Annotated in this window: 15 protein-coding genes; 9 read left to right on the top strand and 6 right to left on the bottom strand. The window is 63.5% G+C overall.

Annotation, left to right across the window (positions count from 1 at the left end):
• The first annotated feature begins 45 nt into the window (after window positions 1–45).
• Entirely contained in the window at window positions 46–1,290 is a 1,245-nt protein-coding gene (locus tag ACSMXN_RS02940; protein ID WP_022914881.1) for a Dyp-type peroxidase, read from the top strand.
• Between the two features lie 32 nt (window positions 1,291–1,322).
• The gene (locus ACSMXN_RS02935) at window positions 1,323–1,712 is read left to right on the top strand and encodes a hypothetical protein (RefSeq protein WP_027139835.1); all 390 of its coding nucleotides are present in this window, start codon (window positions 1,323–1,325) and stop codon (window positions 1,710–1,712) included.
• 16 nt (window positions 1,713–1,728) lie between these two features.
• Here the strand turns inward: ACSMXN_RS02935 and ACSMXN_RS02930 are convergent, their stop codons facing one another.
• Window positions 1,729–2,217: a MarR family transcriptional regulator gene (locus tag ACSMXN_RS02930; protein WP_022914883.1), complete on the bottom strand. Its 489-nt coding sequence runs from the start codon at window positions 2,215–2,217 to the stop codon at window positions 1,729–1,731.
• A 100-nt stretch (window positions 2,218–2,317) separates the two neighbouring features.
• Here ACSMXN_RS02930 and ACSMXN_RS02925 point away from each other — a divergent pair, with 100 nt between their 5' ends.
• Both ACSMXN_RS02925 and ACSMXN_RS02920 read left to right on the top strand, forming a co-directional pair.
• A complete protein-coding gene (locus ACSMXN_RS02925) occupies window positions 2,318–2,878 on the top strand; it encodes a YceI family protein (RefSeq protein WP_027139836.1) in 561 nt (186 codons plus the stop codon).
• 108 nt (window positions 2,879–2,986) lie between these two features.
• The gene (locus ACSMXN_RS02920) at window positions 2,987–4,645 is read left to right on the top strand and encodes an ABC-F family ATP-binding cassette domain-containing protein (RefSeq protein WP_022914885.1); all 1,659 of its coding nucleotides are present in this window, start codon (window positions 2,987–2,989) and stop codon (window positions 4,643–4,645) included.
• Here ACSMXN_RS02920 and ACSMXN_RS02915 read toward each other — a convergent pair.
• The 3 genes from ACSMXN_RS02915 to ACSMXN_RS02905 form a co-directional block, all read right to left on the bottom strand.
• Window positions 4,632–5,435, bottom strand: a complete 804-nt coding sequence (locus ACSMXN_RS02915) for a glycerophosphodiester phosphodiesterase family protein (protein WP_022914886.1) — start codon at window positions 5,433–5,435, stop codon at window positions 4,632–4,634. The two genes, ACSMXN_RS02920 and ACSMXN_RS02915, sit on opposite strands and share 14 nt — an antisense overlap.
• Window positions 5,436–5,551: 116 nt before the next feature.
• Window positions 5,552–6,337, bottom strand: coding sequence for an oxidoreductase (locus ACSMXN_RS02910; RefSeq protein WP_022914887.1), 786 nt, complete (start codon window positions 6,335–6,337; stop codon window positions 5,552–5,554).
• 6 nt (window positions 6,338–6,343) lie between these two features.
• Entirely contained in the window at window positions 6,344–7,144 is an 801-nt protein-coding gene (locus ACSMXN_RS02905) for an alpha/beta fold hydrolase (protein ID WP_022914888.1), read from the bottom strand.
• Between the two features lie 140 nt (window positions 7,145–7,284).
• Here ACSMXN_RS02905 and moeA point away from each other — a divergent pair, with 140 nt between their 5' ends.
• The 5 genes from moeA to ACSMXN_RS02880 all read left to right on the top strand — a co-directional run bounded on the left by moeA (window position 7,285) and on the right by ACSMXN_RS02880 (window position 13,021).
• A complete protein-coding gene (moeA, locus tag ACSMXN_RS02900; protein WP_022914889.1) occupies window positions 7,285–8,481 on the top strand; it encodes a molybdopterin molybdotransferase MoeA in 1,197 nt (398 codons plus the stop codon).
• 865 nt (window positions 8,482–9,346) lie between these two features.
• The gene (locus ACSMXN_RS02895) at window positions 9,347–10,558 is read left to right on the top strand and encodes a GGDEF domain-containing protein (protein ID WP_022913773.1); all 1,212 of its coding nucleotides are present in this window, start codon (window positions 9,347–9,349) and stop codon (window positions 10,556–10,558) included.
• A gap of 139 nt (window positions 10,559–10,697) precedes the next feature.
• On the top strand, window positions 10,698–11,942 hold the full coding sequence (locus ACSMXN_RS02890) for an MFS transporter (protein WP_035944036.1): 1,245 nt from the start codon (window positions 10,698–10,700) through the stop codon (window positions 11,940–11,942).
• Between the two features lie 117 nt (window positions 11,943–12,059).
• Window positions 12,060–12,233 carry a hypothetical protein gene (locus ACSMXN_RS02885; protein ID WP_022913771.1) on the top strand — a complete coding sequence of 58 codons (174 nt, stop codon included), beginning with the start codon at window positions 12,060–12,062 and terminating at the stop codon, window positions 12,231–12,233.
• Window positions 12,234–12,373: 140 nt separating this feature from the next.
• Window positions 12,374–13,021 (top strand): SGNH/GDSL hydrolase family protein, encoded by a 648-nt coding sequence (locus ACSMXN_RS02880; RefSeq protein ID WP_196811310.1) that lies wholly within the window; start codon window positions 12,374–12,376, stop codon window positions 13,019–13,021.
• Here the strand turns inward: ACSMXN_RS02880 and ACSMXN_RS02875 are convergent.
• Window positions 13,018–14,763, bottom strand: coding sequence for an HNH endonuclease signature motif containing protein (locus ACSMXN_RS02875; RefSeq protein ID WP_022913769.1), 1,746 nt, complete (start codon window positions 14,761–14,763; stop codon window positions 13,018–13,020). The two genes, ACSMXN_RS02880 and ACSMXN_RS02875, sit on opposite strands and share 4 nt — an antisense overlap.
• Window positions 14,764–14,902: 139 nt before the next feature.
• Window positions 14,903–15,739 (bottom strand): PhzF family phenazine biosynthesis protein, encoded by an 837-nt coding sequence (locus tag ACSMXN_RS02870; RefSeq protein WP_022913768.1) that lies wholly within the window; start codon window positions 15,737–15,739, stop codon window positions 14,903–14,905.
• Window positions 15,740–15,827 lie beyond the last annotated feature (88 nt).

Below are 15,827 nucleotides of genomic sequence, written 5' to 3'. Positions count from 1 at the left end.
ACCGCCGAATTCGACAACCACTGAGCGTTCAGGCAGCTTTAATCGGTGACCGAATCTGAATCGCAGGTTGGCCGGCGACGGTTCCTGTCGTCAGCCGGCCTGCTTGCCGGTGGCGCAGCAGCGGGCGTCGCTGTCGGCGCTGTCGGTGGCGCTGTCGGCAAAACCGCCATAGATCGGCACGATGACCAAAGCGGTCCCGCTGTCCCGGCGGTGAGCACTATTGCCTTCGAGGGCACGCATCAGGCCGGCGTCGTCGACCGGCAACCTGCGTACTTTCGATTTCTCGCTCTAGATCTGGTCAGCGGCAACGCCACGGCGGCTGGCCGTGCCTCATTGAGGGCCGCTCTGCTGCACCTGTCGAGTACTGCCCGATCCGCGATGGCGGGCCGCCCGTCCGGGCCGTCCGCCGACATCGCAGCCGGGCTACGTCCAGCGCAGCTGAGCGTCACCATCGGGATCGGTGCAAGTGCCCTGGTACGCGCCGGCCTGTCAGTGCCCGAGCAACTCCGGGCGCTACCGACGTTCAGCACTGATCACCTTGATCCTGCTCATTGTGGCGGCGATCTCGGCGTCCAGATCTGCGGCGAAGACCCGATGGTCGTCGCCGCGACCGCGCGCTCGCTGGTCACTGGGTCTCTGGGCGGTTTGTCGGTGCGTTGGTCGCAGGGGGGATTCCTGCGCAGTGCCGCGGCGGCGGTGCAGCCGACCGCAACCCCACGAAATCTGATGGGCCAACTGGACGGCACGGACAATCCGACCGGCACACGCCAAACGCTCGCCGTTTGGGTTCCCGAGGCCGGTTCGCCACCGTGGATGCGGAACGGCACGTACCTCGTCTGCCGTCGGATCCGGATGCTGCTCGACGAGTGGGACCGGACGAGCGTCAACTCGCAGGAGCGGGTGATCGGCCGCTTCAAAGACAGCGGCGCCCCGCTATCAGGGCATTTGGAACACGACGTGCCGCAATTTACGGCTACCCAGTCCGACGGGTCGCTGACGATCCCGGCGGACGCCCACGTCCGCCTGACCCATCCAGCGAACAATTCGGCGGCGACCATGTTCCGTCGCGGCTACTCCTTCGACGACGGTATCGACGCTTCCGGGCAGCTCGACGCCGGCTTGTTCTTTCAGGCGTTCCAGACCGATCCGCAGCAGACGTTCGTGCCGATCCAGCACAAGCTCGCGCGCTCCGACGCCTTGAACAGCTTCATCCGGCACGAGGGGTCGGCGGTTTTCGCGATACCACCAGGAGCCAGCCCCGGAGGCTTCGTAGGTGAAGGCCTCTTTTGAGTACGTTTGAAGTCGGCAGTTAGGAGCAGACGATGAGCAGAGCCCGCGACAGGTCAACGGTGGATGACGCGATCGACACCGTCACCGACGTCCTGGAGACCGGTACCGACGCAGTTTCGGAGGCAGCCAAGCGGGCTCGAATGCGACTCAAGGCCGAATCCAAGTCGCTGCGTGCTGAGTCGAGGAGGCTACGAGCAGAGGCAAAGGCGCGCGGCAGGCGCCTCAACAGAAAGACCCGCCGAGCAGCGCGGAGAGCCTCGAGACGGGCACGTCGACAGGCCGAACGTGCCTTGAAACTGGTTATCTCGGATGCGAAATCACAGCAGACCAGGCGGCGCAGGAAGAAGGTCGTAAGGGCCGTGCTCGTCTCCGGCGCTGGCGCCGCGGTCGCAGCACAGGCGCTGCGCCGGCCGAATCCTTAGACACCGTTGGTCACCCTTAGTCATCGCCGTCGCAGACGCCCTCGGCGGCTCGGGCAGCGATCTTGTCGTGCACCTTCTCCGAGATCGCGGTCAGGCTGTCGATCTCGTCCTCAGTGAGCAGATCCACGAAATACGCCCGGACGGCCGCCACATGCGGTGGCGCGGCGGCCTCGATGGTCCGCCAGCCCTTTTCGGTCAGCTGGATGAACGTCCCGCGCGCGTCGGTGGGGCAGTCGGTTCGTTCGATCAGGCCGCGCTGCTCCATGCGCTTGATCTGGTGCGACAGCCGGCTGCGATCCCACGTCATCTGCAGGCCGAGATCACGAGCTCGCAACCGGCGATCGGGGGCCTCGGAAAGAGGCACGAGCACCGCGAAGTCGGCCGAGGACAGGCCGGATTCGGCAGACATCTCCTGCTCGAGCACCCGATCGAGCGACGTGTGCATGGACCGGAAGGCCCGCCACATTCGGTGCTCGGAGTCGTTGAGCCAGTTCGCGTCCGTCATAGCTACATCCTAGCGTGGGAATGTTGACACGTCAGCAAATGTTGGTAAGGTCGTTGACACATCAGCAAAACAGCTGACAACGATTCTTTCAGGAGCCAGCATTATGACTGCAGCCACTCTCACCGACATTACCGGCGACTACACCCTCGACGTGGCGCACAGCCGGGTTGGGTTCGTTGCGCGTCACGCCATGGTCACCAAGGTCCGCGGCGGATTCAACGACTTCACCGGCACCCTGCATCTGGACGGCAACGACCCGACCAAGTCCAGCGCTCAGTTGAGCATCGAGGTCGCAAGCATCGACACCCGCAACGAGCAGCGCGACGGCCACCTCCGCACCAACGATTTCTTCGACGCACCCGCCCACCCGCAGATCACGTTTACCAGCACCTCGGTCGAGAAGCTCGACGACGAGAACTTCCGCGTGACCGGCGACCTCACGATCAAGGGCATCACCAAGTCGGTAACCATTGACTGGGAATACGCGGGCGTGGCAACCGACCCGTTCGGCAACGTCCGGGTTGGCTTCGAGGGCAAAGCCACTCTGAACCGCAGCGACTTCGGCGTAGCGTTCAATGCCGCGCTCGAGACCGGTGGCGTACTCGTCTCCGAGAAGATCAACCTCGAGTTCGAGATCTCGGCGATCAAGAACGCTGCCTGATAGCGCATAGCAGGTAACGCACCACAACGCACCACGCCGGGCGACCACCTCAGGTCGCCCGGCTGCGTCTGACCGGCTGGTCCTGAGCGCCCGGTAGCGTCACGCCGTATGAGTGCCTCGGTCGTCGTCCATTCAGTTGCAGCGACGTCGGGCGAACGCACCCTGTTCAGCGACCTTAATCTCGTGGCTGCGCCCGGCGACGTCGTTGGCCTGGTTGGCGTAAACGGGGCCGGCAAGTCCACCCTGTTACGCATCTTGGCCGGCCTGCGAAAGCCCGACGAAGGCAGCGTGAAGCTGAGCCCGCCGACCGCGACCGTGGGTTACCTCAGTCAGGAGAGGTCGGCCCGCCCCGGTGAGACCGTCGCTGAATTCATCGGCCGACGGACGGGTGTGACCGAGGCGCAGTCGCGAATGGATGCGGCCGCGATCAAGCTGGGCCAGGATCACGGCGCAACCGATGGCGCGATCGACAGCGCGGCGGACGAGTACACGCACGCCTTCGAGCGCTGGCTCGGCCTGGGCGGTGCGGACCTGCCAGAACGGTGCGCAGCGCTGGCTCATGACATCGGACTCGGCGCCTCGCCCGATGCCGAGATGTCGACATTGTCCGGCGGCCAGGCCGCGCGAGCCGGGCTCGCGGCGTTGCTACTGAGCCGATTCGATGTCGTTCTCCTGGACGAACCGACGAACGATCTCGACCTGGCCGGGCTCGAGCGCCTGGAACGATTCGTCCGAGGGCTGCGGGTGGCGACCATACTCGTCAGCCACGACCGCGAATTTCTGGCGCGAACGGTCACCAGTGTGCTCGAACTCGACCTGGCTCAACAGAAGATCAGACAGGTGTCGGGCGGCTACGCCGCGTACCTGGAAGAACGCGAGATCGAGCGCCGTCACGAACGCCAGGCCTACGACGAATTTGCCGATCGAAAAGATGCGTTGCTGGCTCGCGCCCACACCCAACGAGCCTGGATGGAAAAGGGTGTCGCGAACGCTCGTCGTAAGGCGCCCGACAATGACAAGATCGGACGCAAGTTCCGAACCGAATCGACTGAGAAGCAAGCGGCCAAGGCCCGGCAGACCGAACGGCTGATCGAACGCCTTGACGATGTCGTCGAGCCGCGCAAGGAATGGCAATTGCGGATGGAGATTGCGGCCGCACCCCGGTCGGGCTCGATCGCAGCCATAGCCAACGCCGCGGTGGTCAAACGCGGCGACTTCGTCCTCGGACCAGTTGACCTGCAAGTGAATTGGGCTGACCGGGTTGCCATCACCGGCCCGAACGGCGCAGGCAAGACCACCTTGCTGCAATTGTTGCTAGGACGGATCATCCCTGATTCCGGTACGGCCGCACTGGGCGCAGGAGTCATCGTGGGTGAGGTCGACCAGGCTCGTGGGCTGTTCAACAGCGCTGCCGATCTGCCGCAGGCAATGGGTGAACAGCTGCCCAACCTGGACGACGCGGCCGTGCGAACCCTGCTCGCCAAATTCGGTCTGCGGGCTGAACACGTCCGCCGCCCGTCCAACACGCTGTCGCCCGGCGAGCGCACCCGGGCGGCGCTTGCCCTGCTGCAAGCACGCGGTGTCAACCTCTTGGTGTTGGACGAGCCAACGAATCACCTTGATCTGGCAGCAATCGAACAGCTCGAGTCCGCGCTCGACTCGTTCGGCGCAACGGTGCTGCTTGTTACCCATGACCGGCAGATGCTGGCGAAGGTCCGCACCACCCGCCACCTTGCCGTCGCCGCCGGAAAGGTCACTGGGCAGTGACGGAGTCCGGCACCGTCCACTCATCGCGAGCCAGCAACACCTCGCGAAGCAGGTCCGGCCGATCGGTGATGATGCCGTCCACTCCCTCATCCAACAGCCGGTGCATCTGTGCTGGATCGTCCACGGTCCAGACGATCACTCGAATACCGAGCCGGTGCGCGCGCGCGATCAGCCGTTCGCCGAACACCGGAAGTCGTCCGATCCGCAGCGGAACATGGGCGAAACTCCCATTGAGCTGTCCACCCGGAAACGCGATCCTGGTGTGCGCCGAAGCAACCAACCGACACAGGTCGCGCCAACCCAATGCCGTGGTGATCTGCGCCCCGCCCCGTGAGCCGATGGCCGCGGCCAATTGGCGCAACCAGTGATCCCAAGCGCCGGCGATGCAAACCCGGTTCGTCGCCCCGGTACGCAACAGCACCTGGGCGAGCGGCTTGATGGCGGCTTCGTCCTTCAGATCAATCGTGAAGTATGCGTCCGGAAACGCCTCGAGTACGGCGGCGAGCGTCGGCACCGGATCGGTGGCGAAGACCCGCAACTTGCTGAGCCCGGCAAAGTTCTGATTGCGCAGTGGGCCGCGTCCGTCGGTGACACGGTCCAGGTTTGCGTCATGAAAGGCGACCACGACGCCGTCGGAGGTCACTCGGATGTCGGTCTCGAGATACCGGATCCCGAGCGCATAGGAGCGTCCGAACGCCTCGAGCGTGTTCTCAGCCGCCAAGCCAGCACCCCCGCGGTGGGCAATCGCAAGCGGCGCTGAACCGCAACCGTAGGCCAGCTCCTCTCGCACACCGTAACTGTCCGACAGCTGAGCGAGTTAGGACAGCGGTTGTGGACGGTTACGCCTATACGTTCACCAGAGCTTCGCCCGTGAGATGCCTGTTAGTCGCCCGATCGGATAGCTGACTACAGCGTTGTGATCAAACCGCCGTCGATGACGAAGTCGGAGCCAGTGACGTTGCCGGCACGATCACTGGCCAACAGCGCGACCAGGTCGGCCACCTCTTGTGGCTCGGTAAACCGGTTCGTTACCGATTGGCCTGCGGCCTGTGCTGCTACGGCCTTTGCATCGCCACCGGTCGCGCGGGCGACGGTTGCTGCAACGCCACTGTCACCGAGCCAGAGCGCGGTCGCAACCGGACCAGGGCTGACCGTATTCACCCGGATGCCACGAGAGCCGAACTCCTTGGACAGTGCCTTGGAGAAACTGGCGAGCGCAGCCTTGGCTGCGCTGTAGTCCATGACTGCCGGGTCAGGCAATCTGGCGTTTACCGAGCAGGTGGTGACGATATTGCCGCGCCCGGCAGCGAGCATGCTCGGCAATGCCGCACGCACGGTCCGGACTGCGGCGAGCAGATTGATGTTCAATGTGCCCAACCACTGGTCATCGGTTATGGCAAGAAAACCCGCCACTCGGGTCGTCGCTCCGCCGACGTTGTTGACCAGGATGTCGATCTGACCGCGGGCCAGCGCAAACGCCACCAGTTCATCAGGACCGGCCGGGTCCGCGAGGTCAACCGTGACCGCTTCAACTTGGCCGCCATCGACCAGTTCGGTCAGCTCATCACTCGTGGTGCGAGATCCGGCGATGACGTGGACGCCCTCCGCTACCAGCGTCTGGGTGATCGCCAGACCAATGCCCTTGCTGGCGCCGGTGACGATCGCCGTCTTGCCCTGCAAGCCGAGATCCATCGCTTCTTACAGGCCGTTCGTCTTCAGCCAGGCAAGCGACGACTCGGCGACCTCGCGCCATCCGCTGTCGATCACCAGCGAGTGCCCCCGATCTGCAAACTCGACAAGCTCGGTGAGTGCGGTCGAGTGGCGGTACTGCTTCAGTGTCGATTTGGTGATGGCCTCGGGAACCGTATGGTCCTTGCCGCCCATGATCAGCAGCAACGGGCCACGTTCTGAGTTCTCGGTGTCGACCTTCGCTTCGGAATGCGGTGAGAAGTTCGCGGTGGCCGCTTGGAACAACGGCTTGCCAGGCGCCGGGATCGACCACCGCTCGTAGAGTTCGTTGGACTCCGTCTCCGGTAGCGCGTTGCCGAAGGCGTACCGAAACTGCTCGGCGGTCAGCGAGACCGCACGGTCTTTGTTCGCCGGGTTGTGCAGTACCGGAAATGCCGCCCGTAGCGCGGAAATCGGCACCGGAAGCACACCCTTGATCGGTGCGGCATCGATAGCAATCGCAGCCGCGCCGAGGTTCTGGCCAAGCAACTTCTCGACGATCGTGCCGCCGAAGGAGTGGCCGATGAGGATCGGTTTCGCGTCCAAGCCATTGATGATGTCGGTGTAGTGAGCGACGACATCGTCGATTCCGTGACCGGCGATGGCGTCGGAGTTCTCTCTTGTCGAAGCTACAGTTTCTCCATCGCCGGGCCAGCCTGGTGCCGATGCGCTATAGCCTGCCCCGTTGAAGAAGTCGACCCACGGGCCCCACGAACTCGCATGCAGCCACAAGCCATGGACGAACAGGACAGGGGTGGTAGGTGCGGTCATGTAGTGCCTCACGTGTCTAGAGGAGAGCCGCAGGATCGGCCGAAACGGGCCAGCTGAATGATCAAGCCGAACCTAGCGTTAGCCGAGGGCCCAAGGCAACTCCCGCGCAGACCGCTCGAAGTCTGAGGCAGGATGGCAGCATGCGACCCGTAGCAGAGCATCAGTCTGTTGTAGCCGACTTGATCAGCGAACCGGCGCCACGACACCTGCCACTTGCCGAAGCCGCCGGACGAGTGCTGGCGACCCCCGTCATTGCGGCTCGGCCGTTGCCGCCGTTCGATAATTCGGCCATGGACGGCTACGCGGTTCGCGCTGCCGAGATCGCTGACGCCACCCGGACTGAGCCGGTGATCCTGCCGGTAGCTGAAGACATTCCGGCGGGACGGGTGGACGGACCGCCGCTGCGTGCGGCCACCGCGCACCGCATCATGACCGGAGCGCCGATGCCCGAAGGCGCAGACGCGGTCGTCCAGGTCGAGGCTACTGACGGTGGGGCGAGCACCGTGACCATCTACGAACCGCGGAAATCAGGGACCCATGTGAGGCGAGCGGGCGAAGACGTCGCCGCCGGCGAAGAGGTGCTTGCCGCCGGCATCACACTGGGCGCTGCCCAACTCGGTTTGCTCGCTGCGCTCGGCGAAGCGGTCGTCTCGGTCATCCCGCCGTTGAAGGTGCTCGTGCTCTCCACGGGCTCTGAGCTCGTCGAGCCCGGGCAGCCGCTGCAGCACGGTCAGATCCATGAGTCCAACGGTCTGATGCTTGCGACCGCAGTCCGGGCAGCCGGTGCCGAAGCCGAGCAGTTTCACTTCGTCGCCGACGACGTGGTGGCCTTTCACGCAGCGCTGGATTCCCGCCTCAACGACGTCGACCTCGTGCTCACCTCAGGTGGTGTCAGCGCCGGAGCGTATGAGGTCGTCAAGGACGCGCTGATGGGTCAGGGCGTGGAGTTCGTCAAGGTTGCCATGCAGCCCGGGATGCCACAGGGAGCAGGGCTGTTCAAAGGTGTACCGATCATTACGCTGCCCGGCAATCCCGTTAGCGCGCTCGTGTCGTTCGAAGTCTTTCTCCGTCCGGCGTTGCGTAAGGCGATGGGATACGCCGACTACGCCCGGCCGATCGTCCAGGCCGAGTTGAGCACAGAGTTGCAATCGCCGGCCGGGAAGCGCCAATTCCGCCGGGGCTACTTCGAGCGCGCATCCAATACGGTGCGTCCGATCGGGCCGCCCGGGTCACATTTTCTACGGTGGCTGGCCGCATCGGATTGCTTGATCGATCTTGACGAAGACACAACTGAGCTACCTGCGGGCTCACAGGTAGCTGTGTGGCTTCTGAACTGAACTTTGCGGGCTGCTTGGCGTCGAGCCGTGACTCAAGCTCGGTGTACTCAAAGCTGCACTGGATGTATCAGGAGGACCTACGTCAACTCCTGAGATGTGCCGGCCAAGTACGGACGTCGCAGACGAGAGGAAGACATACGAAGGCGACCTCAATTGAGGCCGCCAGGGTTTGCACGTCAGTGACTCGATTTACCAGTTGTGGTTCGTCATCGGGGGCGTCCTTTCGGTGCGGTGCTGCGGTGGCTGTTTTGCTCGGGCGGTCGATTTACCAGTTGTGGTTCGTCATCGGGGCTGTCCTTTCGGTGCGGTGCTGCGGTGGCTGTTTTGCTCGGGCGGTCGATTTACCAGTTGTGGTTCGTCATCGGGAGCGTCCTTTCGGTGCGGCGCTGCGCTGGTTGTTTGCGGTTTCGTCGGGCGGTCGATTTACCAGTTGTGGTTCGTCATGTCCGCGTCTCCTTCCGGGGTCACGTTCTGGCTACGCTCTGTAATCCGTACTAAAGCGATATTTCGGAAGACAAGGCTAATATCCACGCGACGATGGCTCTGCGTGATGAAGCCCATCATTCCGCTTGGGGTGTAAGTTCAATGTTTGGTCGCACAGTGTGATATCGAGGTTAAAAAATAAGAGGTAGGTAAGAGACGAAATATGACGGTTTAAGGCCTCTTAAACCCGGCGCGAGCGCTGCAGAAGATGCCCAAATCACATTCGAGAAACTCGTGACAGAGCGTCAAATCTGCGTTATCTTTATTCGACAAGTAGACGGTTCAACAATCTGGAGCCAGCGGCATGGCGCTACCTACGCGACCCAAGTCGTCGCGAAGCATGGGTAGACGCCAGTGGATTGTGAATACACTTCCGCTCAGCATGCGGGCTTACCTTTTCACCGTCGAGGCCGTCGCAGCCGTTTTTGCCCTCACCTCCGTCGTGGTCATGGTCATGACGATGTCCGTCTCGCTGGCCGCCGCAGCCCGTTTCGTGATCTTCATCGGCCTGTTTGCCTTCTTCCAGCGGGTCTCTTCACGCACTGAACGACTCCGAATCCGGGTCTTCGACAGTCACCAGATCGATATGACTTCGGTCTGGACCTTCGCCGGCGTCGTTGCACTTCCGATGGGGCTTTCGGCAACGCTTGCCATCGTCATCACCACATCGATGTTCGGCTTGCGGTTACGTAACGGTCGGCCGCCGCATCGGCAGGTGTTCAACGCCGCGACGGTGGTGCTCGCGTGTATCGCCGGCTCAGCGGTGCTACACGATGCGCGTCCACACTTCGCCCTGCTTTCGCCAGGCGCGACCGAGGCCGTGTGCGTGGCCATCGCGATCGTGATCTACACGCTCGTTCAGACCACTCTGGTCGGCGGCGCCATCTACCTCGCGGCCCACCCGATTCCGGTCCGCTCGCTCTTCGGAACGTGGGAAGAGAACGCTCTCGAACTCGCGACCCTCTGCCTCGGTGGCATGACGGCGATCGTCGCGCTTTATGTGCCATGGCTGACCGCCTTGGCCGTGGTACCCATGGTCGTGCTCCAGCGGGGTGCGCTCTTCAAGCAGCTCGAAGCCGCCGCCACCACGGACCAGAAGACTGGGCTTCTCAACGCCGTCACCTGGCGCCAGATCGTGGGCAAGGAACTTGCTCGCGCCGAGCGTGACCGCCAGGGTGCCGCCATGCTCATCATCGACATGGACAAGTTCAAGTCGGTCAACGACACCTACGGTCACATGGTCGGCGACGCGGTGTTGAAGGCCGCTGCTGACGCACTCACGACGGAATTGCGCGAGTACGACACGATCGGGCGCTTCGGGGGCGAGGAATTCGTCGCGCTGCTTCCGGACGTGAACCCCGATGTCCTCTCAGTGATCACCGAACGCGTGTTGGCCCGCATCCGCGCGCTGGAAATCCAGTCGCCGGACAACCCGGACCGGATGCTCACCGGCTTCTCTGCATCCATCGGCGTGGCTCTGTACCCGCACCACGGCACCGAAGTCGAGCTGCTGCTGCATGCGGCCGACGCGGCGCTTTACGAGGCGAAGCGTGGCGGCCGCGATCGCGTGCAGTTCGTGGGTACGACCGCGTAGGAGCTCGAGGCCGCCTATGCTTCCCACGGGTGAGCGCCCGATCCGTAATAATGGTCCAATGACGGCCAAGTAAATCCCACTGCACGCTGTGCACGAGGGCAACACCGCGGGCACGGTAGCGAAGTGGAGGCTTCTCGTTTTGTCACGCACAGAAGCCCGCCGGATCACCTTCACGGACGTTCTTCGCATCCGTGAATACCGGATGCTTTGGCTGGCCGACGCGCAGTCGAGCCTTGGCGATCAGCTGGCTCGAGTCGCCCTGACGATCTTGGTTTACGACCGGACGGGTTCGGCGGCACTGACGTCGTCGACGTATGCGCTGACGTTCCTGCCCGCACTGCTCGGCGGGGTGCTGCTGTCGGGGATCGCGGATCGCGTGGCGCGCAGAACAGTGCTCGTCGTGTGCGACCTGATTCGCGCAGTGTTGCTCGCGTTCATGGCGATGCCCTCAGTGCCGCTCGTCGTGGTCTGTGTCCTGCTGGTATTCGTTGTACTCGTCGGGACGCCGTTCAGCGCAGCCCAGGCTTCGATCCTGCCCGACATTCTCGACACCGAACGGTATCCGGTCGCGGTTGCGTTGCGTTCGCTCACCGGTCAGCTAGCCCAGTTGGCCGGTTTCGCCGGCGGTGGTCTGTTGATCGCCGCGGTCGGTCCGAGGACCGGTCTGTTCGTAGATGCGGTGACCTTCGTGCTGTCGGCCGCGATCCTGCGGGTCGGGCTGAACGGGCATCCCGCAGGTGGCATCCCGCCGGCCGCGCAGGACCCCGAACCTCGGACGTACCTATCCGGCCTGCGGACCGCGGCTCGATTGATCAGTCGAAACCGCCGCTTGCGTTCGCTGTTGGGATTGGCGTGGCTGGTCGGTCTGTACGTGATTCCAGAAGGGATTGCGGCTCCCTTCGCGGCATCGGTGGACGGCGGCACGGCGGCGACCGGCATCATCATGGCGGCTGCGCCCGCCGGAACTGCAGTCGGTGCGTTTCTGTTGATTCGACTGGTCAGCCCGGAATTTCGGCGACAATGGGTTGGGCCGATGGCAGCCGCCGCGGGACTGCCACTGGTCTGCTTCGCCATCGTGCCGAACGTCGCCGTTGCCGTTGTACTGCTATTTGTGTCGGGTGTCCTGACCGCTTATCTGATCGAGGCCATGTCGTCGTTCACCCAGGCTGTGCCGACCCAGCATCGTGGCCAGGTGGTCGGATTGGCGTCATCGGGATTCCTGGTAGCTCAAGGTGCCGGCTTGCTCCTTGCGGGTATTGCCAGTGAGCACATCAGTCCATCGGCAACGATCGCAATCGGCGGTGCTATCGGGACGGTGCTTGCGCTTGGATTCTCCGTCAGCTTGAGCAACCTGGAAGGTCGGCACAGCGCAGCATCGGTCTGATTGAGGTCCCTTCGGCGCTTTCGCGCGGTATCAGGCGACTGTGTGGTGACTCCTCCCTGATGAATTCGCTGAACGCATTTGAGTTCGCCAATCGCATTTCGCCGCAAGGAGCGCCACATGAGCCTGATCATCGGAGACCGCGGGATTGACTACTCGGCGGCACGATCCTCGTCGGCCGATGCCAACCAATATCACACGGTCGACTTTGCGCTGCTGGCTGCGCACCTGGAACGTCTCATCGAGCCCGGCGACCTCGACCCGGATACGAGCAGTGGAAGCAAGACCCCCTGATCGTTGAGGCCAGAGTTCTGTCCCGCTCGGAATCCATCGGTGCCGCGACTCGTTCAACTCGCGTGGATGAGCCAGACTTTGAATACTCGAATCTCAGCGGCCGGCCACCGGGGCCATTTGTCTCCGTAGCCGCACGGCTGATGTCGGGGGTCAAGGCAGTTCAGGACGAGATAGCGCCCTACGCCGAGTCGTGGCGTCGCGCGAACGCCGTCGCCATGGCGTCAGCGGGTCCGCTGTGGGTCGTCATCGGGGATTCGATGTCTCAGGGCATCGGGGCGAGCGCCTTCGACCGAGGATGGGTCAACCAGACTGCGGTCGAGCTCGTCGCACGTGGTCTACCCGCTTATCGAATCGTCAATTTCTCGACCAGCGGTGCTCGGGTTGAGGATGTCCTCGAGCGTCAACTTCCGGCGATACAACGCCTAGGCGTGCAACCAGATCTGGTCACTGTGATGATCGGATCGAACGATCTGATTCGCCGCCGATATCGCGTTGGCCTGCCCGATCGGTTCGCCGAGATGGTTCGGGTATTGCCAGCCGGCAGCGTCGTTGCCAATCTTCCGAATCCGCGGACGGCGGCCGCAATCGTTAACAGACAGCTCGACAAGGCTGCCCCCGAACGTGGCCTGATCGTCGCGGATATGCGCCAACGACGTCCAGGATCTTGGAAAGGCAAACTGGCCGAAGATCATTTTCATCCGAACGAACTCGGCTACGCGGGCATGGCCGCCGTATTCGCCGACACAATCGCCCGGCACAAGCTCGGCCTCCCTGACGTCCGTAGCTAGAACGGACAGCCATCGCCGGGAGGTATCGCGGGCACGTCAAGGTCGTTCGGGCCGCGATCGTTCTGAGCAATCTTGGGCGCGTTGTTGTTCGTGGGCGCGTTGTTCGTGGGCGCGTTGTTGTTCGTGGGCGCGTTGTTCGTGGGCGCGTTGTTGTTCGTGGGCGCGTTGTTCGTGTGAGGGAAATGCCAGCGTTCAGGGGGCTGGTTTTGATGAATCCGACCCTGCGGGCTCGTCCACGTGACGACGTTGGTCTGCGGGTCGCGCCTCACCTGCCACTGGCCGTGGGTTTTGCTGTTGTGATGACGCCGGTGGGCCGGGGCAAGGTTGGCGGCACTGGTTTCACCCCGCGGGAACGGAATCAGATGATCCAGATCGCATAGCCGTGCTGGCGTCATACACGTCGGAAACGTGCACCACCCGTCCCTTGCGACTACATGATCATGAAGATGCTTGGGCGGCGTGTACGTCGTGCGGCCGTAGTCCAGCAACGCCCCCTGTACGGGATCGATCAGCAATCGCCGCCATGTCCCCGACGGGTCGTGAGCTAACTCGCGCGCTGTCTCAGCCGTGACCGGCCCATACCCGGTCAACCAGCCTGGCTCATCATCCTGGTGAAGCAATGTCGAGGCCGACACAATCACCTGCACCTCGGGATACCGCGGCGGACGCACAACACCTCCGCCCAGAAGAGCGGCGTCAGCACCACGCGGGTCGCGACGGCCCGCCTGGAGGTTGCCCGGGACTGAACCAACAGCATCGAGATCGCTCGGGACTGAACCGACAGCATCGAGATCGCCTAGGTCGCCGAGGTCGCCGTTGCTGGGGTTGGTTGGCTGTGGATTGAGGCCGGTGAGCAGGGCCGCGACGAAAACATCGGCCCGTCGCTGCGCCAACGTCAACCCCTCCTCAACCTCGCGGCCGTCACCGCAAAGCCCAGCATCAGACCCACCATCAGACCGAGCATCAGACCCAGCAGCAGACCCAGCATCAGCGCAGGGGCCCGCCACGTCACCAGGCATAGTGCCCCTGTGAACGTTGTTGATGCCCACGCGGCGGGCGATTCGGTCGATGCCCTGCACACAGGCCTGCGCATCAGCCGCGGGCAATAACGCTGACAACCAGGCCATTCCGTCACCGGCATCACCAACCCGGACCTGACGGTCAGCCACCGCGGTCCGCCGCCGCTGCTCACCCGAACGCGGATCGGCACTCAACACCGCCCGCCGCACCATCTGCCCGAATTGCCCCGGCGTCTGACCCGACGCCCGCGCCAACACTCGCTCCTCCACCTTCGGATAGATCTCCACCGGCAACGGCCAGACCGCCCGCGCCATAGCCACCGCTTGCGCCCCACCGATTCGACCGGCGCGCAATGCCGCCAACGTCGCAGGCAACCCCTCACACAACGTCCGCGCTACGTGCACCCGGCCGGCCACCGTCAACGGCGCCAGCCCCAAGACCGCCCCCACCTCTTCGCGCGACCACTTCTCCCGCGAGGTATCAGCGGCATCGACAGCAGCCAACAACTCCAACTGCACCGACTCCAGCCACGCCCGACACCGCTCCACCTCCACCAGCGCGTCCACTCGACCCACCTGGCTCAACGTCGCAACATCCAGATCGAGCAGCGCGGCGAACCCCGACACCGACGGCAGCCACGCAGCACCGCCATCAGAGCCGTCGGAGTCGTCAGAGTCGTCACCGGCAAACGCGGTGGAGATCGGGCCCTTGACGCTGTCCATGATCAACAGCCTAACGCACCTGCTCGGAAGAAAAGCCAATATCCACAAGGTGAAACCGCGCCGACAGCTCAAATATGGCGAGCCCGTCAGGACCGTAGACCGAGCGTCCGACAACAATCACCGACCATCCACAGGCCGATCAACCCATGGCCTCGGCCAAGTACACGGTGCCGTCGAGATAGCGCACACAGCCACCACTGATGCGGACTCGTCCTGAAGAGACCCGACAACGCAGCGTTCCTCCTCGCGACGACAGCTGACGGGCTACCAACTCTTGGCGCTCGAGAACGCGTGACCAATATGGCGCCAGCTGGGAATGAGCCGATCCGGTAACCGGATCCTCATCGATGCCAGCCTGAGCACCGAACCATCGGGACACGAAATCGATACCCGCCTCGTCGCCGAGTGCTGTGACCGCTAAACCCCGAACCGGTAGCGACCGCAGCACCGCGAAATTCGGTGCCATCGACCGAATCGCTTCAGCGGACTCCGCGAAGTAGACGAGGTCGGTCCCTTTCATTGCTCCGTTGATTGAAATACCGAGCGCGTCGACAATAGCGGGGTCGACGTCGACATCGTCCAGCGTCTCCGTGGGAAGTTCCATCGTGATCAATCCCGCGGCGTCGCGCTCGACCGCCAACCAACCGCTTCGGGTCCAGAATGCGAGTCGGGTAGCGGCCTGATGCAGGTCGTCGAAGATGAAGGCCGATGTTGCGAGCGTGGCGTGCCCGCAGAGATCCACCTCGATCGCCGGCGTGAACCATCGCAGGTGATATGTCGGTGCCTCGAACGGAGGTTCGCCGGCCTCGGACGGCACGTTGGAGACGAAGAACGCCGTCTCGGAGAGATTGTTCTCCCGAGCAAGCTGAGCTAACACCGCATCGTCCAGCCAATGTGGCAGTGGCATCACCGCAGCTGGATTACCCTCGAACAGTCGGTCGGCAAATGCATCGATCTGGGCGAGTCGAAGTTCCATCGTTCGATTGTTGCATCGAGCCAACCTCGAGAAACGCGAGCACGGCAAACCGCGAGCACGGCAAACCGTGAGCACGGCAAACCGCGAG

The sequence above is a fragment of the Parajatrophihabitans canadensis genome (assembly GCF_053764775.1).
This window is presented reverse-complemented; position numbering and strand designations above follow the sequence as displayed.

What these genes read in the sequence shown, in the direction of transcription:
- ACSMXN_RS02935 (WP_027139835.1), top strand. Translation starts at nt 1,323, where the DNA reads ATGAGCAGAGCCCGCGACAGGTCAACGGTGGATGACGCGATCGACACC.
- ACSMXN_RS02930 (WP_022914883.1), bottom strand. Translation starts at nt 2,217, where the DNA reads ATGACGGACGCGAACTGGCTCAACGACTCCGAGCACCGAATGTGGCGG.
- ACSMXN_RS02920 (WP_022914885.1), top strand. Translation starts at nt 2,987, where the DNA reads ATGAGTGCCTCGGTCGTCGTCCATTCAGTTGCAGCGACGTCGGGCGAA.
- ACSMXN_RS02910 (WP_022914887.1), bottom strand. Translation starts at nt 6,337, where the DNA reads ATGGATCTCGGCTTGCAGGGCAAGACGGCGATCGTCACCGGCGCCAGC.
- ACSMXN_RS02905 (WP_022914888.1), bottom strand. Translation starts at nt 7,144, where the DNA reads ATGACCGCACCTACCACCCCTGTCCTGTTCGTCCATGGCTTGTGGCTG.
- moeA (WP_022914889.1), top strand. Translation starts at nt 7,285, where the DNA reads ATGCGACCCGTAGCAGAGCATCAGTCTGTTGTAGCCGACTTGATCAGC.
- ACSMXN_RS02895 (WP_022913773.1), top strand. Translation starts at nt 9,347, where the DNA reads ATGCGGGCTTACCTTTTCACCGTCGAGGCCGTCGCAGCCGTTTTTGCC.
- ACSMXN_RS02885 (WP_022913771.1), top strand. Translation starts at nt 12,060, where the DNA reads ATGAGCCTGATCATCGGAGACCGCGGGATTGACTACTCGGCGGCACGA.
- ACSMXN_RS02880 (WP_196811310.1), top strand. Translation starts at nt 12,374, where the DNA reads ATGTCGGGGGTCAAGGCAGTTCAGGACGAGATAGCGCCCTACGCCGAG.
- ACSMXN_RS02875 (WP_022913769.1), bottom strand. Translation starts at nt 14,763, where the DNA reads ATGGACAGCGTCAAGGGCCCGATCTCCACCGCGTTTGCCGGTGACGAC.
- ACSMXN_RS02870 (WP_022913768.1), bottom strand. Translation starts at nt 15,739, where the DNA reads ATGGAACTTCGACTCGCCCAGATCGATGCATTTGCCGACCGACTGTTC.